The organism is Pseudomonas sp. PDM13, from assembly GCF_025685765.1.
Classification (GTDB): domain Bacteria; phylum Pseudomonadota; class Gammaproteobacteria; order Pseudomonadales; family Pseudomonadaceae; genus Metapseudomonas; species Metapseudomonas solani.
In genome coordinates this window covers 105,103-131,342 of the sequence record NZ_JAOTQU010000013.1, presented here as the reverse complement: position 1 = coordinate 131,342, position 26,240 = coordinate 105,103, and the positions used below count along the sequence as shown (strand labels likewise).

Here is a 26,240-nt window from a genome sequence, read left to right as displayed (position 1 = left end):
CGTTCGCCAGTGATGCGGGCATGACGCGCTTCACGAACGGTTTCGGCGCACACGAAAACGGGAGCCCCGTCGAGGCTCCCGTTTTCGTTTCAGGCTTGCGCCCGGTGCGTTACTTGTTGCCGGTCAGCGCCGCGTAGCTGGTCATCAGGTTGCGGTAGTCGGGGATGTGGTTGGAGCACAGGGCGGCCAGGCCTTCCACGTCGTTGCGCCAGTCGCGGTGCAGTTCGCAGGCCACGCCGAACCAGTTCATCAGCTGCGCACCGGCCTGGCTCATGCGGTTCCACGCCGCGTTGCGGGTCATCTCGTTGAAGGTGCCGGAGGCGTCGGTCACCACGAACACCTCGAAGCCTTCCTCCAGGGCGGAGAGGGCCGGGAAGGCCACGCAGACCTCGGTTACCACGCCGGCGATGATCAGCTGCTTCTTGCCGGTGGTTTTGATCGCCTTGACGAAGTCTTCGTTGTCCCAGGCGTTGATCTGGCCGGGGCGGGCGATGTAGGGCGCGTCCGGGAACAGCTCTTTCAGCTCAGGGACCAGCGGGCCGTTGGGGCCGGTTTCGAAGCTGGTGGTGAGGATGGTCGGCAGCTTGAAGAACTTGGCGAGGTCAGCCAGGGCCAGGACGTTGTTCTTGAACTTGTCCGGCTCGATGTCGCGAACCAGGGAGAGCAGGCCAGCCTGGTGGTCCACCAGCAGGACGGCGGCGTTGTCTTTGTCGAGACGGTTGTAGGTGAAGTTGGTCATGGTGCGTTCCTCGCTTTTCGATTCTGGGTGCCGGTTCGGCGTTGGGTTCTGCTTCTCGCTGCAGGCGTTGTCTGCATGTGAGAAAGATTAAATTCGGCACCCTTGATCCGCTAGACTGCGAAAATTACCTCTAGCGTTCTATTTGGAGAACGAGCGTGGAAGACCTCAACACCCTCTACTACTTCACCCAAGTGGTGGAGCACGGCGGCTTCGCCCCGGCCGGCCGCGCGCTGGACATGCCCAAGTCCAAGCTCAGCCGGCGCATCGCCCAGCTCGAAGAGCGCCTCGGCGTACGCCTCATCCACCGCACCAGCCGACATTGCTCGCTCACCGAGATCGGCCAGGAGTACTACCAGCGTTGCGTGGCCATGCGGGTGGAAGCGGAAGGGGCGGCGGAGGTGATCGAGCGCAACCGCAGCGAGCCGCGCGGCCTGGTGCGCATCGCCTGCCCGACCACGCTGCTCAACTCCTGGGTCGGGCCGATGCTCACCCGCTACATGCTCAAGTACCCGCTGGTGGAGCTCTTCATCGAGAGCACCAACCGCCGGGTGGACCTGCTCCACGAAGGTTTCGACATCGCCCTGCGGGTGCGCTTCCCGCCGCTGGAAAACACCGACATGGTGATGAAGGTGCTGGCCGACAGCACCCAGTGCCTGGTGGGCCGGCCGGACTTCCTCACCCGGTTGCCGGCAGGCTTCGCGCCGGAGGAACTGGGCCGCCTGCCGAGCCTGCACTGGGGCGGCGCGCAGCGGGACTACCAGTGGGAACTGTTCGGCCCGGACGGGGCGCGGCTGACCATCCCGCATCGCCCGCGCATGGTCACCGATGACCTGCTGGCGCTGCGCAACGGCGTGCTGGGCGGGGTCGGCATCGCCCACCTGCCACGGGTAGCGGTGCGTGAAGACCTGGCCAACGGCACGCTGGTGGAGATGCTGCCGGGCTTCTCGCCCAAGTGCGGCATCGTCCACGCCATCTTCCCTTCGCGGCGCGGGCTGCTGCCCTCGGTGCGCTCGCTGATCGACTTCCTCGGCGAAGAGTTCGCCGGCAGCGACATGGCGTGATGCGGTGCAGGGTGAGGGCGGTGGGCTGAAGCGGAGCGCCGCACGGCCCACCCTAAGGTGCGGGCGCGGGGAGGGGCGTCGGCGTCAGCCGAACTCCTCCATGCTGGCGCGCACTTCTTCCAGGGCCTCGCCCAGCAGTTGCTCCAGCGGCTGGCCCTTGATGCCGTCGCGCAGCATCTCCTTCAGCGCCTGCTTGGCGCCGGCGAAATCGTCCTGGTGGTAGTAGAGGCTGCCGAAGCGGCCCTCACGGTCGAAGAACAGGAAATAGGCGCCTTCGAGGATGTCCGCCACCCTGTACCAGCCGTAGCCGATGAAGCGTTCATTCAGCGCCGCGATCTCCTCCGCGCTGAAGTGGCGACCCGCGTCGAACTCCGGGCGATCACCGCCCCAATGGGCGCGGATCACGTCGATGATCCCGGCCGAACCGTCCTGCTCCTGCAGCCAGTCCGCCAGCTCGGCGGGGGCGGGAATCCAGAAGCAGTGGGAGTCGGATTCGGTCTGGTTCTTCAGCGCGCCGAGGCTGCGGTAGAAGCCTTGCAGCTCCGCCGGCAACGGGCCGGTGATGGACGCCAACTGCTCGATTTCCTCCTCCGACGCAGGGCCTTCGGTAAAGAGCTCGTCGTCTTCCCCGTTGATCTCGAGGTAGGTCTGGTTATAGGCATCGATACCGTCGCGGATGGTGTCCATGCTGTCCTCCGGTGTGCTGGCTAAGCCCCGTGGGGCGGATGGCACGCACCTTAGCCGAACGCCTTGAAGGCATTGTGAAACCAGTGCGCGTTTGCATGATCCGCTGGTCGGGAGCAAGCCCCCCGGGCTGAAGCCCGGGCTACCCAGCTTCGTAGGATGGGAAGAGCGAAACGAAACCCATGCTGCAACAGGGGGTCGCTCCGCGCTCCCTGGGCGAATGAATTCGCCCCTACAGGTATCCGGCCTGTATCACCAATCGCCGAAAGGCATGTGCCTCCAGCTCGGTTCATCGCTCAGGGCCGGGTCATCCCGGCTGGCGAGGAAGACCGGCAAATCCTGCCGGGCGATCCAGATATCCCCCTGCCATTTCAGAATGCCGATCCGCTGATTGGCCCAGCTCATTGCGGCTCGCCGGGGTGCCGCTTCGGGGCTGCTGTGGCGGTCATATAGCGTTGGCACCACCACCTCGCTAAGCCATTGGCTGATGCATCTGTGTTCCGGGTGATCGAAGCGGTACAGCAGCCGATAGGCGCCGGCCTCGCTGATGGCCAGCACCTCCTCGCTGCCACCGCTGGCGTGGCGAAGCACCACGACACGGCGCTGGTGCGGGTCCACCAGGCGGGTCATGCGGTAGGGGCGCAGAGCGCCGATCAGGCGAGCGAAATCGTGGGCTACGAACCAGGGCTGGTTGTCGACCATCACGGTGCGCAGCTGGTGGTTGTGGCGTTGGAAAACGATGGGGGTGGATGCGTCGTGCATGGCGGAGCTCCTACTAGGTCGGAAGAGCTGCCACCCACGTCGCCAAACGAGGGTGGCAGACCACGCGGGGTTGGCGAACCGGCTAGTAGGCACCGGCAGACCCGGAGGTCTCCCCGCGCGATCTGCCATAACGCAGAGCAGAGCATGACTGCATGCGTGCGGGGGCCTGCAAGAACATTCGCCGTTCTCGCAAGCACCTCGGCGCCATCGCGCCTACTAACTCTCGGGTCGCCAAACCCGGCCACGGGATTGACCGTGGCGGGGGGAGGATAGGGGGGAGGGAATAGGACGGCAAGCCGTTATCAATTGGCTGAGCTTAAGGGGCTGGCGTGGGTTGTGAGGTTTCAGAAGTAGCGGTTGCCAGTTCTGAGGGGCGAGACCTAATGGTGGTCAGAATTTCTCTGAGTAATGATTGATAGGAGTGGAATAGCTTTATTGCTTTAAGGTATTCATTCCATGACGCATTAAAAACTTGCTGCAGAGTTAGAGGCTGAGTTCCACCAAATCCATACCATATGGCTTTTTTCGTTGGGTGACTAACGGGTAGGTAGCCGCCGCATGGTTGTTTAACCAAGTCGCTCCAAGGCTCAACCGACCGATTTACGAAACTTGTTTCTCCCTGCTCGAAGCGGGGCGCTATACCATGACTGGCCAAGTTTCTGAAATTCCGACTGGCAGTTTCAAATGACTTGTTGTCTAGATTTCTAAGCGCTTGTAAAAAGCGTTGAAAGCACCGGTAGTCATGCCCAAGAATTGGAAGTTGTTCTTCGCGAAATCGTCGGGTGATGTATTTTTTGCCGTCTTGGTCCAAGTGGTCGTTGTAGTCCTCGCGTAGCTGTAGATTTGCTTGATGTAGCGCAGTGGTTGCGATCATCCCAAATCGCTCGCGCGTAGCGCTAGGCTGAAGCATGCAGTAGTAGGCGAGTTGTTCAACGTACTGCTGGCGGATATACCAGCGATCGTTACCTTCAAAGGCATCAAGGACTTCAGTCCAAAGTGAAAGGTCTACTAGATATCCATACCAACAATGAAGTTGGTTTATTGTTTCCTTGAGCTCTGTTGCTACCGCGAATGACATCATTGAGGAGCCCCACGAGACCTCTCGAATTTCGTCTGTGAGGTCGTATGACAAAGGAAACTCAATTTTGTCTATGAAGACTTCCAGCTTGTCCATAAACATGGAGTGAGCGGATTCATAAAGCTCACGCATAGCTTTCCTGGCCTCGCGGCAAGGGACGTCATCAGATGTGTCCGTCATTCCGTTCTCCAGATACCTAACTAGCATCAGTAGTTACATGCGATTCTGGTTTGGCTAAAACTATATGATCTTGGCTCGTAGCCCGGGCTTCAGCCCGGGGCAGGTTGGAAGCTTGCTGAAGCGCTCTGATACTAGCTGTCGAAAACTACGCAACCAACCCAAATGAAGGCGCATCAGGCGAGCAAAAGCCCCAGAATCTGCCGCGCCTCAATGGCGATTCATAGTTCAAGGAAGGATAAAAAATGACCACGGATGACCTGATCACGATGTACCGCCCCTGCGGCGAGAAGGAGCTTGCCCTGGTTGCCGCCAGCGGGTTCAAGCGCTGGCCGCCCAGGCTGCCGGGGCAGCCGATCTTCTACCCGGTGACCAACGAGGCCTACGCCATCGAGATCAACAAGTGGAACGTCACGGACGTCAAGAAGGGTTACGTGACCCGCTTCAGGGTGCGGCGCGAGTTCGTCGAAAAGTATCGGATCGAGCAGGTCGGCGGCAGCCGCCATACCGAGTGGTGGATCCCGGCCGAGGACCTCGAGGCCCTCAACGACAATATCGTCGGCGAGATCGAGGTCATCTACGAGGACGGACCGAAGAGTTAAGGAACTGGCCTTTCACCAAACCCCGGCGTTTCGAACCGTTTGGGCGTGCGCTTTCTCGGTCGACTGTGGCGGAGCACTTAACTTTTGGGCTCGGGGCAGTTCAACTGATCGGCGTGAATCTCGATGGTAAAGAGCTCGCCATCTTTGGCCCGGTAGAAATGCTCCATATGAGTGTTGTACTTGCGCATCGCTGCCAAGAACTTCGTTTCCTTGCAGGCCAATCGCTCCAGTCCACTACGCAATCCTGCTTCCATGTTGACCCTTTCCTCCTCGGACAAGGTGCTTGCCTTCATGTTGACCTGGTAGCGGTAGAAGATCGTGTCGGAGTAGGAGAGGCCCACGTATTCAAGCGTGGTCAATCCGTCGACCTTCTTTGGCAGGGTGGCGTTCAGCTGGGAGAGTTGCTGGGCCAGCAGCGCCAGTTGAGTTCCTTTTTCCCGCTCGGACTCAATCGCGAAATAGCGTCCGACACAAAGGACAAGGATCGCCGCCGCAACACTTAGATAGAAGTTACGCGGGTTGTGCTTTTTGGGCGCCAGTTTCATCAACATCTGATTGACTCGTCCTGAGTATGCAAACGCTATTGGATTGAAAGAATTGAAAAAGCGCCGTCGAATGGGGCGCTGGAGAGAGTGGCAAGCGCCTTGCCCATCTACCCTGTGCGGGTAGCGTTGGTAACCGCCGTTATGAAGGCAGTTGATGGAGGCGACTGCACGCCAAGTCGGCAGGCGACTCAACGCGGCGGCGAGATTACCACAGGGGTCCTGAGCGTTTTGAGCACTGGAGCCAGGCCTGTGAGGCGGTAGAGCGGATGCGACCCTTTACCCATCAAGCAGGCTTTTGAGGAGGTAGACAAAGAAACGGGCCCTGCCGGGCCCGTTTTCTTGTCACTTCGACAGGAACTTCATCCCGTCTTCCAGTCCGCTCAGCGTCAGCGGGTACATCTGGTCCTCGATCAGCTCGCGCACGATATTGGTCGAGGCGGTGTAGTTCCAGGTGTCCTTGGGGTAGGGGTTGATCCAGATGAGCTTCTTGTACTTCTCCATGAAGCGCTTGATCCACACGTAGCCCGGCTCTTCGTTCCAGTGTTCGACGCTGCCGCCGGCCTGGGTGATTTCGTAGGGGGCCATGGCGGCGTCGCCGACGAACACCACCTTGTAGTCCGCGCCGTACTTGTGCAGCAGGTCCAGGGTGGAGGTGCGTTCGGAGGTGCGGCGCAGGTTGTTCTTCCACACCGATTCGTAGATGCAGTTGTGGAAGTAGAAGTACTCCAGGTGCTTGAACTCGGTCTTGCAGGCGGAGAAGAGTTCTTCGCAGACCTTCACGTGGGCGTCCATGGAGCCGCCGATATCCAGCAGCAGCAGGAGCTTCACGCTGTTGCGGCGCTCGGGGCGCATCTGGATGTTGAGCAGGCCGGCGTCGCGGGCGGTGTGGTCGATGGTGCCGTCCAGGTCGAGTTCGTCCTGGGCGCCCTGGCGGGCGAACTTGCGCAGGCGGCGCAGGGCGACCTTGATGTTGCGGGTGCCCAGTTCCACCTGGTCGTCGAGGTTCTTGTACTCGCGCTGGTCCCACACCTTGGCGGCCTTGCCCTGGCGCTTGCCGGCGTCGCCAACGCGGATGCCCTCGGGGTTGAAGCCGCCGGAGCCGAAGGGGCTGGTGCCGCCGGTGCCGATCCACTTGTTGCCGCCGGCGTGGCGTTCCTTCTGCTCTTCCAGGCGTTTCTTGAACTCTTCGATGAGCTTGTCCAGGCCGCCGAGGGACTGGATCTGCGCGCGCTCCTCGTCGGTCAGCATGCGCTCGAATTCCTTGCGCAGCCATTCATCGGGGATCAGCGCCTCGATGTGCTGGTTGAGGTTTTCCAGGCCCTTGAAGTAGGCGCCGAAGGCCCGGTCGAACTTGTCGAAATGGCGCTCGTCCTTGACCAGGATGGTGCGCGACAGGAAGTAGAACTCGTCCATGTCGGCGAACACCACGTTGTGCTTCAGCGCGTTGATCAGGTCCAGCAGCTCGCGGACCGAGACCGGCACCTTGGCCGCGCGCATTTCGTTGAACAGGTTGAGCAGCATGGCTGCGCCCTCTTGCTGGTTGGCCTCAGGAACGGGGTTCCTGGGGCAGGCCGTCGGCTATGGCGTACCAGTCGGCCTTGGATTCGGGGTAGATGTGTTTCTGCGGGATCTCGCCCAGGGGCGAATCCAGCGTGCCCAGGGCGATCGACACCCAGTTCGGGTGGGCGTTGTCGCTGTACCACTGCAGGGTGGCGCCGCACTGCCGGCAGAAGCTGCGGGTGACGCCGGGGCTGGAGTGATAGTGGGTCACGAAGTCTTCGCCCGCGGTCCAGCGGAAGTCGCTCCAGCGCACGTTGCCATAGGTGGCGAACGCGGCACCGTGGCCCTTGCGGCACTGGCTGCAATGGCAATGAGTGGCGGATTCGATGGGGGCGTCGATCTGGTACTTCACCGCGCCGCACAGGCAGCTGCCGTTATGCATTGTCGCTGGCCTCTCCGTTGAGCTGGCGTTGGACTTCCAGGGCCCAGGCACCGTCGCTGACACCCGTCCCGCGGTTATGGCGGGAGGTCGAGGTCTGCTCTGTCACGTCATGCCAAAGGTTGCGGCCTTTGGCATCCAGCTTGGAGTAGTCCTCATTGGTATCGAGGTCGAACTCAATGAACCGGCAGTCCTGGGTCAGCAGCAGGCCGCTGACTGAATGACTGCCGTATTGCTCTATATGCAGGTCGACCATGATGGTGCGGCTCCAGTCGATCCCCAGTGCCTGCGGGTGGTGCAGGAGCACGCGAGGCAATTCGTCTGGCTGGTTGCGGTAGTACTCGGCGGTCAGTCGCAGCCCTTCACGCCGGAGCAGGGACTGCTCCTGAACGTTCTTCTGGCGCTTGCGTCTGATCCGCTCGATGTCCATCGCAGCCTCAGCGGCTGGCGCGGCGGCTCATGAACGCCAGGCGTTCCAGCAGCTGCACGTCCTGCTCGTTCTTCACCAGGGCGCCGGCCAGGGGCGGGATGGCCTTGGTGGGGTCACGCTCGCGCAGCACGGCTTCGCCGATGTTGTCGGCCATCAGCAGCTTCAGCCAGTCGACCAGTTCGCTGGTGGAGGGCTTCTTCTTCAGGCCCGGCACCTTGCGCACGTCGAAGAACACGTCCAGCGCCTCGGCCACCAGGTCCTTCTTGATGTTGGGGTAGTGCACATCGACGATCTTCTGCAGGGTCTCGCGATCCGGGAAGGCGATGTAGTGGAAGAAGCAGCGGCGCAGGAAGGCGTCCGGCAGTTCCTTCTCGTTGTTGGAGGTGATGATGATGATCGGGCGCTGCTTGGCCTTGATGGTCTCGTCGGTCTCGTAAACGTAGAACTCCATCTTGTCGAGTTCTTGCAGCAGGTCGTTGGGGAACTCGATGTCGGCCTTGTCGATCTCGTCGATCAGCAGGATCACGCGCTCTTCGGACTCGAACGCCTCCCACAGCTTGCCTTTCTTGATGTAGTTGCGAACGTCCTGGACCTTCTCGGAGTTCAGCTGCGAATCACGCAGGCGGCTCACCGCGTCGTATTCGTACAGGCCCTGGTGCGCCTTGGTGGTGGACTTGATGTGCCAGGTGATCAGGCGGGCACCGAAGGACTCGGCCAGTTGCTCGGCGAGCATGGTCTTGCCGGTGCCCGGCTCGCCCTTGACCAGCAGCGGACGTTGCAGGGTGATGGCGGCGTTGACCGCGAGCTTGAGGTCGTCGGTGGCGACGTAGGACTGGGTGCCTTCGAACTTCATCAGGGAATCCTCGAACGGTAACGCCCGGCTCGGCCGGGGCCTTCGGTATTTACGGAAAGGCCGACTATAACGCGCGGCCCGGCGCACTGTGAACGCAGACGGGGCATTCAGTCACTGAATGGGCGGTCACTCTCCCTCCAGCCTAGCCATTCCCTTTGCGCGGCGTACCCCGACCTGCGATGGGTGAAGGCTCAAGCACGGGCCTGCCAGGGCTTCGACTGTCACCTTCGGCTACAGGGGGCCACGCCCTGCGGGGGCGGATTCGTCCGCGATGGGCGTCGACGGTCAGTCGTTCTTCTCCGGCGGCGGCCGTTCGAAGCGGGTGGTGAAGGCCTCGATGAAGGCGTTGCGCAGGATCGACAGAAAGGCCTGGAAGGCGCTCACGTCCTGGCGGTGCACGTTGCCGCTGAGCTCCACGCGGGTGGCGAACTGGTCGCGCTGCTGGTTCTTCAGCACCGTCTCGCTGCCGCCCACCAGGGCCTCCCACAGGGAGCGGAGGAAGCCCTTGTCGTCGTTCTCCACGTCCTGCTCCCAGTCGAACACGTCGACGTTGCGCAGCAGCGGCTTGATGTAGCCGCTGAGCTGGGCGTTGTCGGCACGGGCCTCGATCACCAGGTCGCCGCTGCCGGCCTTGAAGTCGAAGCGGCCGTAGGCGCGGGAGAAGTCGTTGAGCCGGGGCAGGTCGACGTCGCGGGCACGCAGGCGCAGCTCGAAGTCCTCGAAGTTCTTGAACGGGTCGAAGCGCGCCTCCACCTCCAGCGGCGCGTGGCCGAGCAACTGTGCCCGGCCCTCGAAGCGCGCCACCCGCTCGCCGCTGTCGTCGGCGACGTTGGTCAGGTTGTAGAGGCTGGCGTTCACCTCGCTGGCATCGATGTCCACCTTGGGCGTGGAGCTGAAGTTGTGGAAGGCGATGCGGCCGTTGACCACGCGCACCTCGTCGAGGGTGATGGGCAGCAGCTTGTTCAACTGGTCGCGCCAGTCGGTGCCGGCACCGGTCTGGGAGTCCTGCTTGTTCTTGCCGCCGTCGACGAAGTTCACCTCCGGCGCCTCGAAGATCACCCGCGCCACCACGCCGTGCTCGTACCAGAGCGAATGCCAGCTCACCGCCAGGTCGATGCCGGGGGCATCCAGCAGCGGCACCGGGATATCGCCATCGGCCTTGACGATGGACAGGCCGTTGATGCGGTACGCGCCGCGCCACCAGGCCAGGTCGACATCGTTGATGTGGCCGCGGTACTCGCCCATGTCGGCGAGCTTGTCGTTGAGGTAGTCGCGGATCAGCCAGGGCAGCGCGAAATGCGCCACCACCAGCAGCAGGACGAGGGCGAGGAGGGCCCCGAGGGGCAGGCTGTAGCGTCGTTTCATGGGGGCATCCGCCGGGGGCGATTCTCTTTCATGGACTGCCATCCACCGCAATGAGTTCGGCTGGACTGCACCGGCACACGGGCATAGGCTGTTCGCCTTCCATCTGCCCGCTACCTCTAAGGACAGGACCATGACCCGCATCTACGCAGACAACTCCAAGGCCATCGGCAACACCCCGCTGGTGATGATCAACCGGCTCGGCCCCAAGGGCGTGACCATCCTCGCCAAGGTCGAGGGGCGCAACCCGGCCTATTCGGTGAAGTGCCGCATCGGCGCGAACATGATCTGGGACGCCGAGGAACAAGGCCGCCTGCGCCCGGGCATGACCCTGGTCGAGCCCACCTCCGGCAACACCGGCATCGGCCTGGCCTTCGTCGCCGCCGCCCGTGGCTACAAGCTGATCCTCACCATGCCGTCCTCCATGAGCCTGGAGCGCCGCAAGGTGCTCAAGGCCCTGGGCGCCGAGCTGGTGCTCACCGAGCCGGCCAAGGGTATGAAGGGCGCCATCGAGAAGGCCACCGAGATCGCCGCCGGCAACCCCGAGCAGTACCTGCTGCTGCAACAGTTCGAGAACCCGGCCAACCCGGCCATCCACGAGAAGACCACCGGCCCGGAAATCTGGAACGACACCGACGGCGCGGTGGATGTGCTGGTGGCTGGCGTCGGCACCGGCGGCACCATCACCGGCGTGTCGCGCTACATCAAGCAGCAGTGCAACAAGCCGATCCTCTCGGTGGCCGTGGAGCCGATCACCTCGCCGGTGATCACCCAGACCCTGGCCGGTGAAGAGGTCAAGCCCAGCCCGCACAAGATCCAGGGCATCGGCGCCGGCTTCGTGCCGAAGAACCTCGACCTCTCCATCGTCGACCGCGTCGAACTCACCACCGACGACGAATCCAAGACCATGGCCCTGCGCCTGATGCGCGAGGAAGGCATCCTCTGCGGCATCTCCGGCGGTGCCGCCATGGCCGTCGCCGTTCGCCTGGCCGAGAAGCCGGAGATGCAGGGCAAGACCCTCGTCGTCATCCTCCCCGACTCCGGCGAGCGCTACCTCTCCACCATGCTCTTCGACGGCCTGTTCACCGAGCAGGAACTGCAGCAGTAAGGCCTATCGGCATGCCCCCGGCACACGGGGGCATGCGTCCTTGTGGGAGCGAATTCATTCGCGAAATCCCGGCACCGATGCGCCGGGTTTCACCCGACCTACAGGCTTCCCGCTTCTAGCTTCCAGCTGCCTTCGCTTCATAACTCCCCGACTCATAACTGACCCCATGCCTCACCCGTGGCGGCTCTTCGCCTTCGTGGAGCATGGTCACGTTGTCGATGATCGCCTTGTCGGCGATGGTCAGCCGGTCGAGCATGCGCAGGTGTTGCAGCCAGTTGTCCACCAGGAGGATTTCCTGCCAGTTCTCCTGGTCGCTGGTGTCGCGGTACAGCGCCCAGCGGTCGGCGCCGTTGCGCAGGCGCAGGCGGCGGAGTATCTGCATGGCGCGGACGAAGTCGCGGGTGCGTTCCACCGGGATGCGGTATTCGATGGTCACCAGCACCGAGCCACGGCCGGGGTTGAAGACGAAGGTCGGCTGGCCGGGCAGGGTGGTCACCGCGTGGGCGATGCTGGTGGCGTCCAGCTCCGGCAGGCGCGACTGATAGAGCAGGAAGGCGCAGGCGATCATCAGGCAGCCGGCGGCGAACAGTGCGCCCTTCACCCCCATGGTTTCCGCCAGGTGGCCCCAGAGGAACGAACCCAGCGCCAGGCCGCCGTAGAGCGCCGTCTGGTACAGCGCCAGGGCGCGCGCCTTGACCCAGTCCGGCACCAGTATCTGCACCGCCGAGTTGTAGCTGGCCACCGCGGCGATCCAGCAACCGCCGCCCAGGATCAGCGCCGGGAAGATCACCCACAGGCTGTCCAGCGAGCCCAGCGCCAGCAGCACCAGGCCCAGCAGCAGGCCGCCGAAGCTGATCAGGCGGCTGGTGCCGATGCGCCGTCGCGCCAGGTTCACCCCCAGGCTGCCGAGGATGGCCCCCACGCCCAGGGCGCCGAGCATGTAGCCGTACACCGCCGCGTCGCCGTCCGGGTTGCGGTGCGCGAGCAGCGGCAGCAAGGCCCACACGGCGCTGGCCGAGATACCGAAGGAGAAGGAGCGCAGCATCACCAGGCGGGTGACGCTGGAGTACTGGGTGAAGCGCAGGGCGGCGACCACGCCCTCCATCAGCCGCTCCGGCGGCAGGGTGCGCACCGGCAGCACGCGGCGCCAACGCCAGATCGCCCAGATCAGCCCCAGGTAGCACAGGCAGTTGAACAGGAAGACCCAGGCCGGTCCCACCGCGCTGAGCATCAGCCCGCCGATGGCCGGGCCGGCGGCACGGGCGACGTTGTAGTTGACGCTGTTGAGCAGCACCGCATCGCCCACCATCTTCGCCGGCACCTGCTCGTTCACCGCCGCCTGCCAGGCCGGGATGGTGATGGAGCCCCCGATGGAGATCCACAGGATGGAGACGATCAGCAGCAGTGGGTCCAGGTAGCCGAAGAAGGCCATGGCGGTGAGGAAGGTCGCCCCGCTCATCTCGAAGGCCAGGCCCGCCATCATGATCTTGCGCCGGTCGTGGTTGTCGGCCAGCACGCCCGACATGATCGACAGCAGCACCAGCGGCAGCGCGGCGGCGACCTGGATCATCGCCACCGTCGGCGGGCTGGCGTGGGCTTCGGTCACCACCCAGGCGGCGGCCACCGATTGCGCCCAGGTACCCAGGTTGGCGAACAGGTTGGCGATCCAGATGATGCGGAACGCGGTGATGGTGAAGGGGCTGAACAGGCCGCTCTTGGGGGCTTCCTCGGATTCGGGTGTGCGCGGCAGGTCGTTCTTCGGCGATACGGACTGGAGCATGGGGTGGTTCCTTGCGAGGCCGGACCGGGCCATGGGCGCCGGTCCCTGGTTACCGCGCAAGTGTAGTCAGCGTCCCGGCGGAAAAAGGCCGGATCGGCGGTTTTCGCCAGTGGCATTCTTCCTCGCGGGTCCGCTGGGACTTTTGTGCAATTGTCTCGCCTGGCCACCGGGGTAAAGCTGGCGCAACGGCAGTATCGACTACGCTTGCCGAGCCCCGACTCCAATCCGCAGCCAGGAAACAAAGACAATGAGAAGTTCCTTCGCGCCTCTGCTCCTGACCCTCGCCGTGTCCGGTGCCGCACAGGCCGCCGAAACGGTGAAGATCTACAACTGGACCGACTACATCGCGCCGGACACCGTCGCCACGTTCAGCAAGGAGACCGGGATCCAGGCGACCTACGACGTCTACGACAGCAACGAAACCCTCGACGGCAAGTTGATGACCGGCAAATCCGGCTACGACATCGTCGTCCCGTCCAACCACTACATGGCCAAGCAGATCGAGGCCGGCGCGCTGAAGAAGCTCGACAAGAGCCAGCTGCCCAACTGGAAGAACCTCAACCCGGCGCTGCTCAAGGCCCTGGAAGTCAACGACCCGGGCAACGAGCACGGCTTCCCCTACCTCTGGGGCAGCACCGGCATCGGCTACAACCCGGCCAAGGTCAAGGAAGTGCTCGGCGACAACGCCCCGCTGGATTCCTGGGACCTGATCTTCAAGCCCGAGAACATGGAGAAGCTCGCCAAGTGCGGCGTCGCCATCCTCGACAACGGCCCCGAGCTGCTGCCCATCACCCTCAACTACCTGGGCCTGCCGCACCACACCAAGAAGCCGGAAGACTACAAGACCGCCGAGGCCGCGCTGCTCAAGGTCCGCCCCTACGTGCGCTACTTCCACTCGTCCAAATACGTGGGTGACCTGGCCAACGGCGAAATCTGCGTGGCGGTCGGCTTCTCCGGCGACATCCTCCAGGCCGCCACCCGCGCCAAGGAGGCCGGCAACGGCGTCGAGATCAAGTACTCCACGCCCAAGGAAGGCTCGCCGATGTGGTTCGACATGGTCGCCATGCCGGTGGACGCCCCCGACGAGAAGGCCGGCTACGCCTTCATGAACTACCTGCTGCGCCCCGAGGTGATCGCCGGCGTCAGCAACTACGTGCACTACGCCAACGGCAACAACGCCGCCGAACCGCTGGTGGAAGCCGACATCAAGGCCGATCCGGCGATCTACCCGCCGGCCGACGTCATGGCCAAGCTGTTCGCCCTGGAATCCATGCCGCAGAAGATCGACCGCGTGCGTACCCGCACCTGGAACACCGTCAAGACCGGCAAATGACCCCTCGCTGAAACGAAAACGCCCCGGCTTGCCGGGGCGTTTTTCTTGGGGGCATTGTTCTTGTGGGAGCGGATTCATCCGCGATGGCCCAACACCGCAACGCAGGGTTTCACCCGACCTACAGGGCTGGCAACGCGTAGGGCGGGTGCAACCCGCGTAGGGGCGAATTGATTGGCTAAGTGTTGCTCGAGGATCTGAGCCCAGCTGATTGCCGAGTTCTGGTGATGCTTCTGGTTTCGCCCTCCCGGGCAAGTCCCTTTTAACAATCGCCTTAAAAGGAACCAAAAGGGCTTGCCCCATCATCCGGCCCGACTGCGTCGGGTTCCCTCACTCCATCGCCGTTACTCGCTACGCTCGCCCTTCGGGCCGCACTGAAGTGCGTTCGCCGCAAGCGGCGTCTGGGGGCCGGCGCGATGGGCCATCCATGGCCTGGCGCGCCTCTCGCGGCATCCATGCCGCTCGTCCCCCGGCGCAACGACTGCGTTCGGCCTCCTGGAGGGGCGTTGGTGGCTGCTCCAACTTTCTTCGTCCAGCGCATCACCACGTGGTGCGCACGGACTTTCGTAGGATGGGTAGAGCGGAGCGAAACCCATGCGGTGGAGGAGGCAGTGGAGGTGGCAGAGGCTCTTGGGCGCCCGGAACGCAACGTGCCTGAGAGCCTGCTTTAAAACCACAACAGCTAACGCAGACAGAGCGAATGTATTCGCCAACGGCGCCCCAATCCGCACCCACCTACGACGCCTGCTCCACCTTCACCGCCGCCACCGCCGGGCGCAGCACCAGCCAAAGCGCCAGGGCGATCAGCACGCCGCCCTGCAGGTGCGCCCAGGACAACGACTCGTCCAGCAGCAGCGCCCCCCAGAACACCCCGAACAGCGGGATGAGGAAGGTCACCGTCATGGTCTTCACCGGGCCGACGTTGGCGATCAGGCGGAAGTAGATGACGTAGGCGAACGAGGTGCACAGCAGCCCCAGCCCGGCCAGGGCCAGCCAGATGCCGGGTTCGGCGAGGGGCGCCAGGGGCATGGCGTGGCTGCTGGCGAGGAAGATCGGCAACAGGCACAGGGTGGCGCCGGCCTGGGCGCCGAAGGCCGAGAGGCCGCTGTCGAGCCCGCCGGCATCGTTGATCCAGCGTTGGGTGAAGAAGCCGGCGAAGCCGTAGCAGGTGGTCGCCATCAGGCAGGCCAGGGCCCCGCGCAGCAGGTCGGCGTCGAAGGCCACCGGCCCGGCACCGGTCAGCACCGCCACGCCGGCCAGGCCCAGCAGCACGCCGGCGGCCTTGGGCAGGGTCAGCTTCTCGCCGAAGAACAGCCCGCCGATCAGCACGCCCATCAGCGGCGTGGTGGCGTTGAAGATGGCCGAGTAGCCGGCCGGCAGCACCTCGGCGGCCAGGGCGTACATGGCCGCGGGGATGCCCGAGCTGACCACGCCTATCAGCAGGATCTTGCCCAGCTTGCCGCGGAAGTCCCAGGTCACCCGCAGCAGCGCCAGGATCGCCACCAGGCCGATGGCCGAAATGGCCACGCGGAAGAACGCCGTCGGCAGCGCGCCGATCACCGGCACCAGCACGCGCATGAACAGGAAGCTGGCGCCCCAGATGGCGGCGAGGCTCAGCAGGCGGACGAGATCGGCGGGTTTCATTGAGTGGCTCCGAGGCAGGAGCGGCACAGCTTACGCCGCCCCGGTAGCGGTGCAATCGACAACTTGCGATCAAATCGGCGGCACAGTTTGGCAAGGCGTCTGGGCTGGGCGTTGTGCGGGGAGGGTGGTTCGTTGGGCGAATGAATTCGCCCCGAAGGGCGGGGCGGTTGTAGGTCGGGTGAAACCCGGCGTTGTGGGGCGGGGCATCGCGGATGACTCCGCTCCCACAAGGGCGTCGGGGCGGGGCCGTTACAGGGCGGCTTCGAAGACTTCCTTGCCGCCGAACCAGGTCTTCAGCACCTGAGTGTCGCGCAGGGCCTCGGGCTCCACCTGGAACACGTCGCGGTCCAGCAGGATCAGGTCGGCCTGCTTGCCGGGGGCCAGCGAGCCGATCTGCCGGTCCAGGCCGATGGTGCGCGCCGCGTTGAGGGTGTAGGCCTGGAACATGGTTTCCCGGTCGATCTCCTCGCTCGGGTTGAGCACGCCCTTGGGCCCCTTGCGGCTGACGGCCTGGTAGATCGCCTTCCAGGGTTGCGGCGTGGTCACCGGCCAGTCGCTGGCGCCGGCGATGGTGGCGCCGTTCTTCAGCAGCGAGCGGGCCGGGTACTGGTACTGGAATGCCATGGCGCTGATGTAGGGCTGCACCAGGTCCAGGGTGGCGTCGTCGGCGCTGGCCCAGTAGAGCTGCATGGAGGCGATCACGTCGAGCGGCTTGAAGCGGGCGAACTCCTTGGGGTTGACCATCTGCAGGTGGGTGATGGAGTGGGGGATGCCGCTGTGCCGGTCCTTGCGTGCCTGCTCGATGCCGTTGAGGGACTCGCGCACCGCGCGGTCACCGATGGCGTGCACGTGCACCAGCCAGCCCCGGGCATCCGCCGCGCTGACCAGCTCGCCGAAGTGCGCCGGGTCGATCAGCAGCTCGCCGTACTTCCTGGAGTTCTTGTAGGGCTCCAGCAGGGCGGCGGTCTGCGCCGGGTATTCGGGTACGCCGTCGGCGAAGATCTTGATGCCCGGCAGGCTCAGGTTGGGCACGCCCTGGAACTGCCGGCGCACCTGGTCGAGGGTGTCCAGGTCGGCGGGGCGGCTCTTCGGATGGGCCACCAGCAGCGCGGCGACGTGAGCGGTCAGTTCGCCTTTCTCGGCCATGGCCTTGTACACCGGCAGGATGCCGAGGGTCTGGGCGGTGGGCTTGAAGTCGAACAGCGGCTCGCCGGGGGCTGCGTTGGCCGCCGGGTCCATCCAGGCGGTGATGCCCAGGCTGAGGTTGTAGCGCAGGGCCGCGCGGCCGGCCTCCAGCAATTGCTCGGGGGTCGCCGTCGGGTATTGCGCCAGCACCGGGTCGAGGCCGGCGTCGGCGAGGAAGCCGTTGGGGCGCTTGTCTTCGTGGTGGCCGACGGTGGCCAGCTGCTCGCCCTTGAGGGCTTTCACGGTATTGGCGTCGATGCCGGCGCGTTTCAGCATGGCCTGGTTGACCCAGCCGGTGTGCTGGTCCCAGCCGATGAAGGCGATGGGCACGTCCTTCCATTCGCCCTGGTTGAAGCGCCGCTCGAACTCCGCCACCTGGCTCCAGTAGGCCGAGGGCAGGCCGCCGACGCTGAGGATATCGCCCTGGCGTGCCTTGCCGTCGTCGCGCCACTGGCGCAGGCGCCGCTCCAGCTCGTCCATGGGCAGGAGCTGGGTGTCGACGGTAGCCGACGCCAGCTCCAGGCCGCCCATGACCGCATGGGAGTGGGAGTCGACGAAGCCGGGCATCAGCACCTTGCCGCCCAGGTCGACCACGCGGGTGCCGGCTTCCTTCAGCCGCAGCATGTCGGCGTCGCTGCCCACCGCGCGGATCTTGCCGTCCTCCACGGCCACGGCCTGCTGCAGGGGCTGGCCGGGCTCGGCGGTGTAGACCTTGGCGTTGTGCAGGATCAGGTCCACCGCCGCCATGCTTTCCATGGAGGCACAGATCAGGGCGGTGGCGAGGAGGGTGGGGGCGAGGCGCTTCATCGGCTGGGTTCCGGTTTTTGTTGGTATGGCGCTGAGCCTAACCAAGCCGGGGCGGCGGCAGAATGCTATGTTCGCGCACAACTTCTATGCCGGATCGGAACAGGTCGATGGACAAGCTCAGTGCCCTCTCGATGTTTATCGCCACCGCCGAGCACGGCAGCTTCAGCCGCGCGGCCGAGCAACTGGGCAAGACGCCCTCGGCGCTGACCAAGGCGGTGGGCCACCTGGAATCCGAGTTGGGGGTGCGCCTGTTCGAACGCACCACCCGGCGCATGGCGCTGACCGAAGCCGGGCACATCTACCTGGAAGGTGCGCGCCAGGCACTGATGCAACTGCAACTGGCCGGCGAGGAAGTGGACCAGCTGCAGCACGAGTTGCGCGGCACCCTGCGCCTCACCGCGCCGCCGTCCTTCGGCCCGGCCTTTCTCAATGAGGTCTGCTGCCGCTACATGGACGCCCATCCCCAGGTGCGTCTGGAGGTGGACCTCAACGACGCCTTCGTCGACCTCATCGACGGCGGCTATGACCTGGCCCTGCGCGACGGCCCCACCGACCTGCCGGGGTTGATCGCCAGGCCCCTGGCCGATAACAGCGTCTACCTGTGCTGCACCCCGGCCTACCTGGAGCGCAAGGGCATGGGGGGTGACCCTGGAGAACTTCCAGCAGCACGACTGGCTGATCTTCCAGCACCCCATGCTCAACCGGCACTTCTGGTGGCTGCGCCTGGGCGAGGAGCGCATCCGCCTGGCCCACCCGGTGGCGCACCTGGCCAGCGACAACTACGACTTCCTGCTCGCCTGCCTGCTGCGCGGCCACGGCCTGCAGCCGCTCCCGCGCTGGAGCGCCAAGCCTTATCTGGCCAGCGGCCAACTGCTGCGGGTGATGCCCGAATACCTGCTGGAGCCCGATGTCTTCGGCCCCTGGGTGCACGTGCTCTACCTCTCCCACCGCCGGCGTACGCGCAAGGTCCGGGCGTTCATCGACATGCTCGAAGGCTATATGCAGGAGCGGGGCATCGGCTGAGGGCGGGTGGTGGATCGGTGTCGATCCATCGCGAATGAATTCGCTCCCACGAGGTGTGTGGCGTGCGCTCCGGGTGGTGGGGCTGCCTCGTAGGATGGGTAGAGCGCAGCGAAACCCATGCGGTCTATCGCGGGCACGCTGCGCGCGCCTTGGGCGAATGAATTCGCCCCTACAGGCGGACCGGTGTGCGTTGCCTGGGGGCAACGCACCGGGCCATCAGAACGACTTGCTGACGCTCGCCACCACCGTCGCGCTGCAGGTGTCGGTGAAGCCGTAGTTGCTGGCGCACTGGCTTTCCGAGAGGTTGGTGTCGACGTAGGCGAGGCCCCAGGTGACGCCGAGGAAGTCACGGGTCAGCTTGGCTTCCCACTCGCGGTACGACTCGCTGCCGGTGCCGCTGCGCGACCAGAACAGCGGGTCCTTGAAGTCCATGCGCCCGTAGCGCAACTCCAGGCCCACCTCCAGGGGCAGCTGGGTCTCGTAGCCGACCCAGGTGTAGAGGGTGTCCTGGTCCTCGCCGATGATGTTCGGCGCGTCGTCCGAGTAATAGGCCGCGGCCTTGAAGCCGTAGGCGCTGAGGATGGCGTACACCTCGCTCTGGTTGAACTGGCTCTCCTTCGGGTAGGCGTACTTGATCACGCCCAGGTCCAGGCTCACATCGTCCGTGGCCTGCCAGTACCAGCCGGCGTAGTAGTCCACTTCCTGCCGGGTCTTGAGGCCGAAGCCGAAGTCGACGTTGGAGGTCCAGGCCCCCGCATACAGGCCGCTGGAGTGCAGCAGCGTGGCGCCGGCCTGGGCGGCGGGGTCGCCCTGGGTCTGGGAGATGCCGCGGGTGCGGTAGTCGCTGGCCAGGTTGAGGTCGATCTGCACGGCGAAGTCGTCGGTGATCGGCAGCGCGGCCTGGCTGCACAGCGGGGTCAGCGCGAGGCCGGCGAGGAGGAGGGTGGTGGAACGCTTCATGGTGGATTCCCGATCTTGTGGTTGTTATGGGCAGATGAAGGGCAAGGCTCCGCCCGACCCCCATGCAGCGGGGGCCAGGCATCACCGGTGGTGCAGTTGTTGTTATGGGGCGGGGGCGTAGATCTCGCGGCCGCCGAAGTAGGTCTTGAGCACCTGGGTTTCGGCCAGGGCCTTGGCGTCCACCTTGAACACGTCGCGGTCGAGGACGATGAAGTCGGCCTGCTTGCCGGCGGCCAGCGAGCCGATGCTCTTCTCCTGGCCGATGGTCCGGGCGGCGTTGAGGGTGTAGGCGTAGAACATGGTCTCGCGGTCCAGGCGCTCCTCGGCGTTGAGCACGCCTTTCTCGCCCTCGCGGGTCACCGCCTGGGCCATGGCCGCCCAGGGGTTGGGCGAGGACACCGGCCAGTCGCTGGCGCCGGCGATGGTCGCGCCCTGTTGCAGCAGCGAATGCGCCGGGTACTGGTAGCGGAAGGCGAAGGCGCTGACGTAGGGCTTGACCATGTCCAGCGTGTAGTCGTCGCCGGCGGCCCACAGCAGCTGCATGGAGGCGATCACGTTGAGCGGCTTGAAGCGCGCGAACTCCTTGGGGTTGACCAGCTGCAGGTGGGTGATGGAATGCACCACGCCGCTCTGCCGGTCCTTGCGCGCCTGCTCGATGCCGTTGAGTGCCTCGCGCACCGCGCGGTCACCGATGGCGTGGATGTGCACCAGCCAGCCACGGGCGTCCGCCGCGCTGACCAGCTCGCCGAAGTGCGCCGGGTCGATCAGCAGCTCGCCCTGCTTGTGGCTGTTGCTATACGGGTCGATCAGCGCTGCGCTCTGCGCCGGGTACTCCAGCACGCCGTCGGCGAAGATCTTGATCCCCGGCAGGCTCAGGTTGTCGATGCCCTGGAACTGCTGGCGCACCTTCTCCAGGGTGTCCAGGTCGGCGGGGCGGCTCTTCGGGTGGGCCACCAGCAGCGCGGCGACGTGGGCGGTCAGCTTGCCCTTCTCGGCCAGCGCCTTGTACACCGGCAGCACGCCGACGGACTTCTCCGTGGGCTTGAGGTTGAACAGCGGTTCGCCGGGGGCGCCATTGGCGGCCGGGTCCATCCAGGCGGTGATGCCCAGGCTGTTGTTGGTGCGCACCGCATTCTTGCCGGCGCGCAGCAGCAGGGCCGGGTCGATGGGCGGCAGCACGGCGGCGACGCGGTCCCAGCCGGCGTCCACCAGGAAGCCGTTGGGCGCGCCGTCCTTGCCCAGGCCGATGGTGTCGCGCTCGGCCTCGGGCAGGGCGGCGACCAGCTTGGCGTCGATGCCGGCGCGCTTGCGCATGGCGGCGTTGGCCCAGGCGGTGTGGTGGTCGCTGCCGACGAAGACGATGGGCACGCCGGCCCATTCGCCCTGGTCGAAGCGCTGGCCCATGGCGTCGGCCTGGGCCCAGTAGGCGGAGGTCATGCCGCCCACGTAGAGGGTGTCGCCGTGGCGCGCGGTGCCGTCGTCGCGCCAGCCGCGCAGGCGTTTTTCCAGTTCTTCCAGGCTCACCTGCTCATCGCCCATGTTGGCGGTGGACATCTCCAGGCCGCCGAAGATGGCGTGGGAGTGGGTGTCGATCAGGCCCGGCATCAGCGCCTTGCCGGCCAGGTCGATGCGTTGGGTGGAGGCGTCCGCCAGGGCCTGGATCTCGGCATCGCTGCCCACCGCCAGCACCTTGCCGTTCTCAACGGCGATGGCCTGCACCATGGGCCGGGCCTTGTCGGCGGTGAACACCTTGCCGTTGAACAGCACCATATCGGCGCCGGCCATGGCTTCCATCGAGGAAAAAGCCACCGCAGCGGCCAGTAGTCGTGGAACGAAGTTTTTCACGGGCTCCCCCCTTTGTTTTTATCGGTCTGCCAGCGAGACTAGCGGCTCCCCTGGGCTGGCAGAACGCCGGCAGCGTGCAAAACCCTTTTGCCTGAATGGAAAAACCATGGACAAGCTCGGTGCCATCGCCATGTTCGTCGCCACCGCCGAACAGGGCAGCTTCAGCCGTGCCGCCGAGCAACTGGGCAAGACCCCCTCGGCCCTGACCAAGGCCGTCAGCCACCTGGAGGCCGAGCTGGGCGCACGCCTGTTCGAGCGCAGCACCCGGCGCATCGTCCTCACCGAAGCAGGGCGCCTCTACCTGGACACCGCGCGCCAGCTGCTGCAGCGCCTGCACGACGTCGGCGAAGAAATCGGCCAGCTGCAGCACGGCCTGCAGGGCAGCCTGCGGATGACCGCGCCCCTGGCCTTCAGCCGCGCCTTTCTCGATGACGTCTGCGCCGGCTTCCTCGAGGCCTACCCGCAGATCAGCCTGCGGGTGGACCTCTGCGACGCCTTCGTCGACCTGGTGGAGGCCGGCTACGACCTGGCCCTGCGCGAAGGGCAAAGCGACCTGCCGGGGCTCATCGCCCGGGTGGTCGGGCGCAACCGCCTGGCCCTCTGCGCCAGCCCCGCCTACCTGGCACGCAAGGGCATGCCGACGCTCGATGATCTCGAGCGCCACGACTGGCTGGCCTACCGCCACCCGGCGCTGAGTCGGCAGTACTGGTGGGTGGAGTGCGACGGCCAGCGCACGCGCCTGGCCCAGCCCGCCGCGCCGCGGCTGGAGAGCGACAACTACGACCTGCTGCTGGCCAATGCCCTGGCCGGTGTCGGCGTGCTGCACACCCCGTTGTGGAGCGCGGCCCCCTACATCGCCGACGGCCGCCTGGTGCGCCTGCTGCCCGACCACGAGATCGACCCGGACGCCTTCGGCGACCAGATACTCGCCGTCTACCCCAGCCATCGCCGGGCTACCGGCAAGGTGCTGGCGTTCATCGATTACCTGGCGGCGTTCCTCGCTACACGGGGCCTGGCCTGAGCCCATGACCAGCCGGTCGCAAGCGGTCCGGCCGGGGCCGATGCAGCGGGAGCTTTTTTTCGGCGCGGGCTGTGGCTAAGCTCCGTCTTCCGAATTCCCAGCTGAGTGTTCCCCATGGCGCAGCAATGGCCGGCCGCAGATATCGCGCGACTGATCCTCGATGGTTTCGACGACTACCGTGAACATTTCCGTCAGATCACCGACGGCGCCCGTGCCCGCTTCGAGCAGGCGCAGTGGCAGGAAATCCAGCAGGCGGCCGCCGCGCGGATCGCCCTCTACGAAGAAAAGGTCAGCGAAGTCAGCGAGCGCCTGCGCAGCGCCTTCGATGAAGAGGTGCTGCTGGACGTGCAGCTCTGGCCGCTGGTCAAGAGCGCCTACATCAAGCTGATCGACCTGCGCTTCGACGACGAGCTCTCGGAAACCTGGTTCAACTCGATCTTCTGCGGCTTGTTCAGCCATGACCAGATCAGCGACGGCTGCATGTTCATCCACACCACGCGGCCGTCCCTGCGTGCCCACGAACGTGCCCCGCAGACCCGCAGCTACCACCCGCGCGGCGACCTCAAGGCGGCGCTGCTGCAGATCCTCGACGACTACCGCTTCGCCGTACCTTTCGATGACCTGGACCGCGACCTCGAACGCCTGGTGGCCCAGCTGCGCGACAGCCTGCCGGACTGGGTGATCAAGGACCCGGAGCTCTGCGTCGAGCTGTTCTCCTCCACCCTCTACCGCAACAAGGGCGCCTACCTGGTGGGCCGCATCTACACCCGCGACGAGCAGTGGCCGCTGGTCATCCCGCTGCTGCACCGCGAGGGCAAGGGCATCCAGGTGGACGCGCTGATCACCGACGAAGCCGACGTCTCGATCATCTTCTCCTTCACCCGCTCCTACTTCATGGTGGACGTGCCGGTGCCGGCGGAGTTCGTCAGCTTCCTCAAGCGCATCCTGCCGGGCAAGCACATCGCCGAGCTGTACACCTCCATCGGCTTCTACAAGCACGGCAAGTCGGAGTTCTACCGCGCCCTGATCAACCACCTGGCCAACACCGACGACCGCTTCATCATGGCGCCGGGCGTGCGCGGCATGGTCATGAGCGTGTTCACGCTGCCGGGCTTCAACACCGTGTTCAAGATCATCAAGGACCGCTTCTCGCCGTCGAAGAACGTCGACCGCAACACCGTGATCGAGAAGTACCGCCTGGTGAAAAGCGTCGACCGCGTCGGGCGCATGGCCGATACCCAGGAGTTCGCCGACTTCCGCTTCCCCAAGGCCAAGTTCGAGCCCGAATGCCTGGCCGAGCTGCTGGAGGTGGCACCCTCCACCGTCGAGCTGGAAGGCGACACCGTGCTCATCCGCCACTGCTGGACCGAGCGCCGCATGACCCCGCTGAACATCTACCTGGAAAGCGCCAGCGAACCCCAGGTGCGCGAGGCGCTGGACGACTACGGCCTGGCCATCAAGCAGCTGGCCGCCGCCAACATCTTCCCCGGCGACATGCTGCTGAAGAACTTCGGCGTCACCCGCCACGGCCGCGTGGTGTTCTACGACTACGACGAGATCAGCTACCTCACCGAGGTCAACTTCCGCTTCATCCCGCCGCCGCGCTACCCCGAGGACGAGATGTCCTCCGAGCCCTGGTACTCGGTGGCCCCGCACGACGTGTTCCCCGAGGAGTTCCCGCGCTTCCTGTTCGCCGATCTCGGCCAGCGCAAGCTGTTCAACCAGCTGCACGGCGACCTCTACGACGCCGACTACTGGAAGAGCCTCCAGGACGCCATCCGCGCCGGCAAGGTGATCGACGTCTTCCCCTACCGGCGCAAGGAACGCCCGGACTCCATCCAGTGACGGCCTGAAGGCCATGGGCGACTCGCTGTTCTCCCGGGCCACCTGGCTCAACTCGCTGCACATGTCGACGCTCACCGTGGCCTGCCTCGGTGAGCGCGGCATCGACGCCGCCAGCCTGCTGGAAGGCAGCGGCATCACCGAAGACGACCTGCGCGCCCTGCAGCGGCTGATCAACCCCGGGCAGGAGCAGCAGGTGTTCGCCAACGCCCTGCGCCTCGCCGACACCCCGGCGCTGGGGCTGGAGCTGGGCCAGCGCACACGCATCTCCGCCTACGGCCTGCTGGGCTACGCGCTGCTCTCCGCGCCCACCCTGGGCGAGGCCCTGCGCATCGGCCTGGGCTACCCGGTACTGCTGGGCACCTACTTCCACCTGCGCCTGGTGGAGGAGGGCGACCTGGCCTGGCTGCTGGCCAGCGGCTACGGCGAGCGCGAGGCGCTGAAACCCTTCAACACCGAACTCTGCCTCGGCTCGCTACGGGTGACCTGTGCCGACCTGCTCGGCCAGCCGCTGCCGGTGGCCGCGCTGGAGCTGGACTACCCCGAGCCCCCCGGCGCCGCGCCGCTCTACCGCCAGGCCTTCGACCGCGCCCCGCGCTTCGGCCGTGCGCGCAGCGGCTTCGGCTTCCCCCGCGAATGGCTGGAGCGCCCGCTGCCCCTGGCCGACCCGGTCACCCACCGGGAAATGCTCGAACAGTGCCGCCGGCAGAACGCCGAGTTCGCCACCCGCCGCGCCTGGCTGGAGCGCGTGCGCGACCTGCTCGCCCAGCGCCTGGCTGCGCCGCCGGGGCTGGAGGAGCTGGCCCGCGCCATGAACTGCTCCGCCCGCAGCCTGCGCCGCCACCTTGCCCAGCAGCAGACCAGCTACCAGCAACTGCTCGACGACCTGCGCTTCGCCCGCGCCAAGGAACTGCTGCAACAGGGCGAGCTGCCCATCTACCGCATCGCCGAGGAACTCGGCTTCAGCGAAACCGCCAGCCTGCGCCACGCCTTCCAGCGCTGGAGCGGCCAACCCCCCAGCCAGTTCCGCGGCTGACGCCAACACCGACATCTACGGCCCAGGTGCGTAGGGTGGATGGCGCTTTTCTCATCCACCAAGCGGAGCCCCCAATCGCGCTGAATCCACCCGTGACGCGCAGGTGGGCCGGGCGGCGCTCCGCTTCAATATGTAGGGTGGGCTTCAGCCCACCGCTTCCATGCCCCGCCCCCCACATTGCCTTGTCGGGTTGCACCCGACCTACAAAGGCGCTCTGTTGCAGGTCGCTCGTTACCGTGTTTCCCGTCGACACCGCCGGTGGATGAAAAGAGCGCCATCCACCCTACGCATCGATCGGCGCCGAGCGCAGCCCGGGTAGGGCGGGTGAAACCCGCGTTGTCTTTTGTCGGCGCCCGTCCATGCGTAACGTCATGGCCAGTCAGATTGGCCATTTCGATCCCCTATTGGCCACCCGTCCCCCTGCGCA

General features: G+C 65.4%; 22 protein-coding genes and 1 pseudogene. 8 read left to right on the top strand and 15 right to left on the bottom strand.

The window, feature by feature from the left end; translation table 11 throughout:
- Nucleotides 1-109 precede the first annotated feature (109 nt).
- Entirely contained in the window at nt 110-739 is a 630-nt protein-coding gene (gene ycaC, locus OEJ36_RS15440; protein ID WP_263401530.1) for an isochorismate family cysteine hydrolase YcaC, read from the bottom strand.
- Nucleotides 740-894: 155 nt separating this feature from the next.
- Here ycaC and OEJ36_RS15435 point away from each other — a divergent pair, with 155 nt between their 5' ends.
- Nucleotides 895-1,800 (top strand): LysR substrate-binding domain-containing protein, encoded by a 906-nt coding sequence (locus tag OEJ36_RS15435; RefSeq protein WP_263402231.1) that lies wholly within the window; start codon nt 895-897, stop codon nt 1,798-1,800.
- A gap of 84 nt (nt 1,801-1,884) precedes the next feature.
- Here OEJ36_RS15435 and OEJ36_RS15430 read toward each other — a convergent pair whose 3' ends face one another.
- From OEJ36_RS15430 to OEJ36_RS15420, 3 genes are all read right to left on the bottom strand, one after another.
- A complete protein-coding gene (locus OEJ36_RS15430) occupies nt 1,885-2,487 on the bottom strand; it encodes a hypothetical protein (RefSeq protein ID WP_263402230.1) in 603 nt (200 codons plus the stop codon).
- Between the two features lie 249 nt (nt 2,488-2,736).
- Complete coding sequence (locus OEJ36_RS15425) at nt 2,737-3,246, bottom strand: Bro-N domain-containing protein (RefSeq protein WP_263402229.1); 510 nt, start codon at nt 3,244-3,246, stop codon at nt 2,737-2,739.
- Between the two features lie 316 nt (nt 3,247-3,562).
- Nucleotides 3,563-4,504, bottom strand: coding sequence for a hypothetical protein (locus tag OEJ36_RS15420; protein WP_263402228.1), 942 nt, complete (start codon nt 4,502-4,504; stop codon nt 3,563-3,565).
- 242 nt (nt 4,505-4,746) lie between these two features.
- Between OEJ36_RS15420 and OEJ36_RS15415 the strand changes: the two genes are divergently transcribed.
- A complete protein-coding gene (locus tag OEJ36_RS15415) occupies nt 4,747-5,103 on the top strand; it encodes a hypothetical protein (RefSeq protein WP_263402227.1) in 357 nt (118 codons plus the stop codon).
- A gap of 77 nt (nt 5,104-5,180) precedes the next feature.
- On the opposite strand, the gene OEJ36_RS15410 is transcribed toward OEJ36_RS15415, so the two are convergent.
- From OEJ36_RS15410 to OEJ36_RS15385, 6 genes are all read right to left on the bottom strand, one after another.
- Nucleotides 5,181-5,654, bottom strand: a complete 474-nt coding sequence (locus OEJ36_RS15410) for a hypothetical protein (RefSeq protein ID WP_263402226.1) — start codon at nt 5,652-5,654, stop codon at nt 5,181-5,183.
- Nucleotides 5,655-5,990: 336 nt separating this feature from the next.
- Complete coding sequence (locus OEJ36_RS15405) at nt 5,991-7,169, bottom strand: vWA domain-containing protein (RefSeq protein ID WP_263402225.1); 1,179 nt, start codon at nt 7,167-7,169, stop codon at nt 5,991-5,993.
- A gap of 25 nt (nt 7,170-7,194) precedes the next feature.
- The gene (locus tag OEJ36_RS15400) at nt 7,195-7,590 is read right to left on the bottom strand and encodes a GFA family protein (RefSeq protein WP_021220274.1); all 396 of its coding nucleotides are present in this window, start codon (nt 7,588-7,590) and stop codon (nt 7,195-7,197) included.
- The gene (locus tag OEJ36_RS15395) at nt 7,583-8,017 is read right to left on the bottom strand and encodes a hypothetical protein (protein WP_263402224.1); all 435 of its coding nucleotides are present in this window, start codon (nt 8,015-8,017) and stop codon (nt 7,583-7,585) included. The genes OEJ36_RS15400 and OEJ36_RS15395 overlap by 8 nt, the downstream gene beginning before the upstream one ends.
- A 7-nt stretch (nt 8,018-8,024) precedes the next feature.
- Nucleotides 8,025-8,870, bottom strand: a complete 846-nt coding sequence (locus OEJ36_RS15390; protein ID WP_021220273.1) for an AAA family ATPase — start codon at nt 8,868-8,870, stop codon at nt 8,025-8,027.
- Between the two features lie 285 nt (nt 8,871-9,155).
- A complete protein-coding gene (locus OEJ36_RS15385) occupies nt 9,156-10,235 on the bottom strand; it encodes a DUF748 domain-containing protein (protein WP_263402223.1) in 1,080 nt (359 codons plus the stop codon).
- A 130-nt stretch (nt 10,236-10,365) separates the two neighbouring features.
- Between OEJ36_RS15385 and cysK the strand changes: the two genes are divergently transcribed.
- Complete coding sequence (cysK, locus tag OEJ36_RS15380) at nt 10,366-11,340, top strand: cysteine synthase A (RefSeq protein WP_263402222.1); 975 nt, start codon at nt 10,366-10,368, stop codon at nt 11,338-11,340.
- Between the two features lie 115 nt (nt 11,341-11,455).
- On the opposite strand, the gene OEJ36_RS15375 is transcribed toward cysK, so the two are convergent.
- Entirely contained in the window at nt 11,456-13,120 is a 1,665-nt protein-coding gene (locus OEJ36_RS15375) for an MFS transporter (protein ID WP_263402221.1), read from the bottom strand.
- A gap of 247 nt (nt 13,121-13,367) precedes the next feature.
- Here OEJ36_RS15375 and OEJ36_RS15370 point away from each other — a divergent pair, with 247 nt between their 5' ends.
- Nucleotides 13,368-14,453, top strand: a complete 1,086-nt coding sequence (locus OEJ36_RS15370) for a polyamine ABC transporter substrate-binding protein (protein WP_263402220.1) — start codon at nt 13,368-13,370, stop codon at nt 14,451-14,453.
- Between the two features lie 732 nt (nt 14,454-15,185).
- On the opposite strand, the gene OEJ36_RS15365 is transcribed toward OEJ36_RS15370, so the two are convergent.
- Nucleotides 15,186-16,094: a DMT family transporter gene (locus tag OEJ36_RS15365; RefSeq protein ID WP_184488996.1), complete on the bottom strand. Its 909-nt coding sequence runs from the start codon at nt 16,092-16,094 to the stop codon at nt 15,186-15,188.
- 249 nt (nt 16,095-16,343) lie between these two features.
- Nucleotides 16,344-18,086 carry an amidohydrolase gene (locus OEJ36_RS15360; protein WP_263402219.1) on the bottom strand — a complete coding sequence of 581 codons (1,743 nt, stop codon included), beginning with the start codon at nt 18,084-18,086 and terminating at the stop codon, nt 16,344-16,346.
- Between the two features lie 107 nt (nt 18,087-18,193).
- Between OEJ36_RS15360 and OEJ36_RS15355 the strand changes: the two are divergent.
- Nucleotides 18,194-19,109, top strand: a pseudogene (locus OEJ36_RS15355) (LysR family transcriptional regulator).
- 216 nt (nt 19,110-19,325) lie between these two features.
- Here OEJ36_RS15355 and OEJ36_RS15350 read toward each other — a convergent pair.
- A complete protein-coding gene (locus OEJ36_RS15350; RefSeq protein WP_263402218.1) occupies nt 19,326-20,069 on the bottom strand; it encodes a TorF family putative porin in 744 nt (247 codons plus the stop codon).
- Between the two features lie 102 nt (nt 20,070-20,171).
- Nucleotides 20,172-21,914, bottom strand: coding sequence for an amidohydrolase (locus OEJ36_RS15345; RefSeq protein WP_263402217.1), 1,743 nt, complete (start codon nt 21,912-21,914; stop codon nt 20,172-20,174).
- Between the two features lie 106 nt (nt 21,915-22,020).
- Between OEJ36_RS15345 and OEJ36_RS15340 the strand changes: the two genes are divergently transcribed.
- From OEJ36_RS15340 to OEJ36_RS15330, 3 genes are all read left to right on the top strand, one after another.
- Nucleotides 22,021-22,935, top strand: coding sequence for a LysR family transcriptional regulator (locus tag OEJ36_RS15340; protein WP_263402216.1), 915 nt, complete (start codon nt 22,021-22,023; stop codon nt 22,933-22,935).
- A gap of 114 nt (nt 22,936-23,049) precedes the next feature.
- The gene (gene aceK / locus OEJ36_RS15335) at nt 23,050-24,780 is read left to right on the top strand and encodes a bifunctional isocitrate dehydrogenase kinase/phosphatase (RefSeq protein WP_263402215.1); all 1,731 of its coding nucleotides are present in this window, start codon (nt 23,050-23,052) and stop codon (nt 24,778-24,780) included.
- Nucleotides 24,781-24,793: 13 nt separating this feature from the next.
- The gene (locus tag OEJ36_RS15330; protein WP_263402214.1) at nt 24,794-25,813 is read left to right on the top strand and encodes an AraC family transcriptional regulator; all 1,020 of its coding nucleotides are present in this window, start codon (nt 24,794-24,796) and stop codon (nt 25,811-25,813) included.
- Nucleotides 25,814-26,240: the final 427 nt, after the last annotated feature.

Coding starts and splice junctions, on each gene's coding strand:
- ycaC (WP_263401530.1), bottom strand. CDS start 739: ATGACCAACTTCACCTACAACCGTCTCGACAAAGACAACGCCGCCGTC.
- OEJ36_RS15430 (WP_263402230.1), bottom strand. CDS start 2,487: ATGGACACCATCCGCGACGGTATCGATGCCTATAACCAGACCTACCTC.
- OEJ36_RS15425 (WP_263402229.1), bottom strand. CDS start 3,246: ATGCACGACGCATCCACCCCCATCGTTTTCCAACGCCACAACCACCAG.
- OEJ36_RS15420 (WP_263402228.1), bottom strand. CDS start 4,504: ATGACGGACACATCTGATGACGTCCCTTGCCGCGAGGCCAGGAAAGCT.
- OEJ36_RS15415 (WP_263402227.1), top strand. CDS start 4,747: ATGACCACGGATGACCTGATCACGATGTACCGCCCCTGCGGCGAGAAG.
- OEJ36_RS15410 (WP_263402226.1), bottom strand. CDS start 5,654: ATGTTGATGAAACTGGCGCCCAAAAAGCACAACCCGCGTAACTTCTAT.
- OEJ36_RS15405 (WP_263402225.1), bottom strand. CDS start 7,169: ATGCTGCTCAACCTGTTCAACGAAATGCGCGCGGCCAAGGTGCCGGTC.
- OEJ36_RS15400 (WP_021220274.1), bottom strand. CDS start 7,590: ATGCATAACGGCAGCTGCCTGTGCGGCGCGGTGAAGTACCAGATCGAC.
- OEJ36_RS15395 (WP_263402224.1), bottom strand. CDS start 8,017: ATGGACATCGAGCGGATCAGACGCAAGCGCCAGAAGAACGTTCAGGAG.
- OEJ36_RS15390 (WP_021220273.1), bottom strand. CDS start 8,870: ATGAAGTTCGAAGGCACCCAGTCCTACGTCGCCACCGACGACCTCAAG.
- OEJ36_RS15385 (WP_263402223.1), bottom strand. CDS start 10,235: ATGAAACGACGCTACAGCCTGCCCCTCGGGGCCCTCCTCGCCCTCGTC.
- cysK (WP_263402222.1), top strand. CDS start 10,366: ATGACCCGCATCTACGCAGACAACTCCAAGGCCATCGGCAACACCCCG.
- OEJ36_RS15375 (WP_263402221.1), bottom strand. CDS start 13,120: ATGCTCCAGTCCGTATCGCCGAAGAACGACCTGCCGCGCACACCCGAA.
- OEJ36_RS15370 (WP_263402220.1), top strand. CDS start 13,368: ATGAGAAGTTCCTTCGCGCCTCTGCTCCTGACCCTCGCCGTGTCCGGT.
- OEJ36_RS15365 (WP_184488996.1), bottom strand. CDS start 16,094: ATGAAACCCGCCGATCTCGTCCGCCTGCTGAGCCTCGCCGCCATCTGG.
- OEJ36_RS15360 (WP_263402219.1), bottom strand. CDS start 18,086: ATGAAGCGCCTCGCCCCCACCCTCCTCGCCACCGCCCTGATCTGTGCC.
- OEJ36_RS15350 (WP_263402218.1), bottom strand. CDS start 20,069: ATGAAGCGTTCCACCACCCTCCTCCTCGCCGGCCTCGCGCTGACCCCG.
- OEJ36_RS15340 (WP_263402216.1), top strand. CDS start 22,021: ATGGACAAGCTCGGTGCCATCGCCATGTTCGTCGCCACCGCCGAACAG.
- aceK (WP_263402215.1), top strand. CDS start 23,050: ATGGCGCAGCAATGGCCGGCCGCAGATATCGCGCGACTGATCCTCGAT.
- OEJ36_RS15330 (WP_263402214.1), top strand. CDS start 24,794: ATGGGCGACTCGCTGTTCTCCCGGGCCACCTGGCTCAACTCGCTGCAC.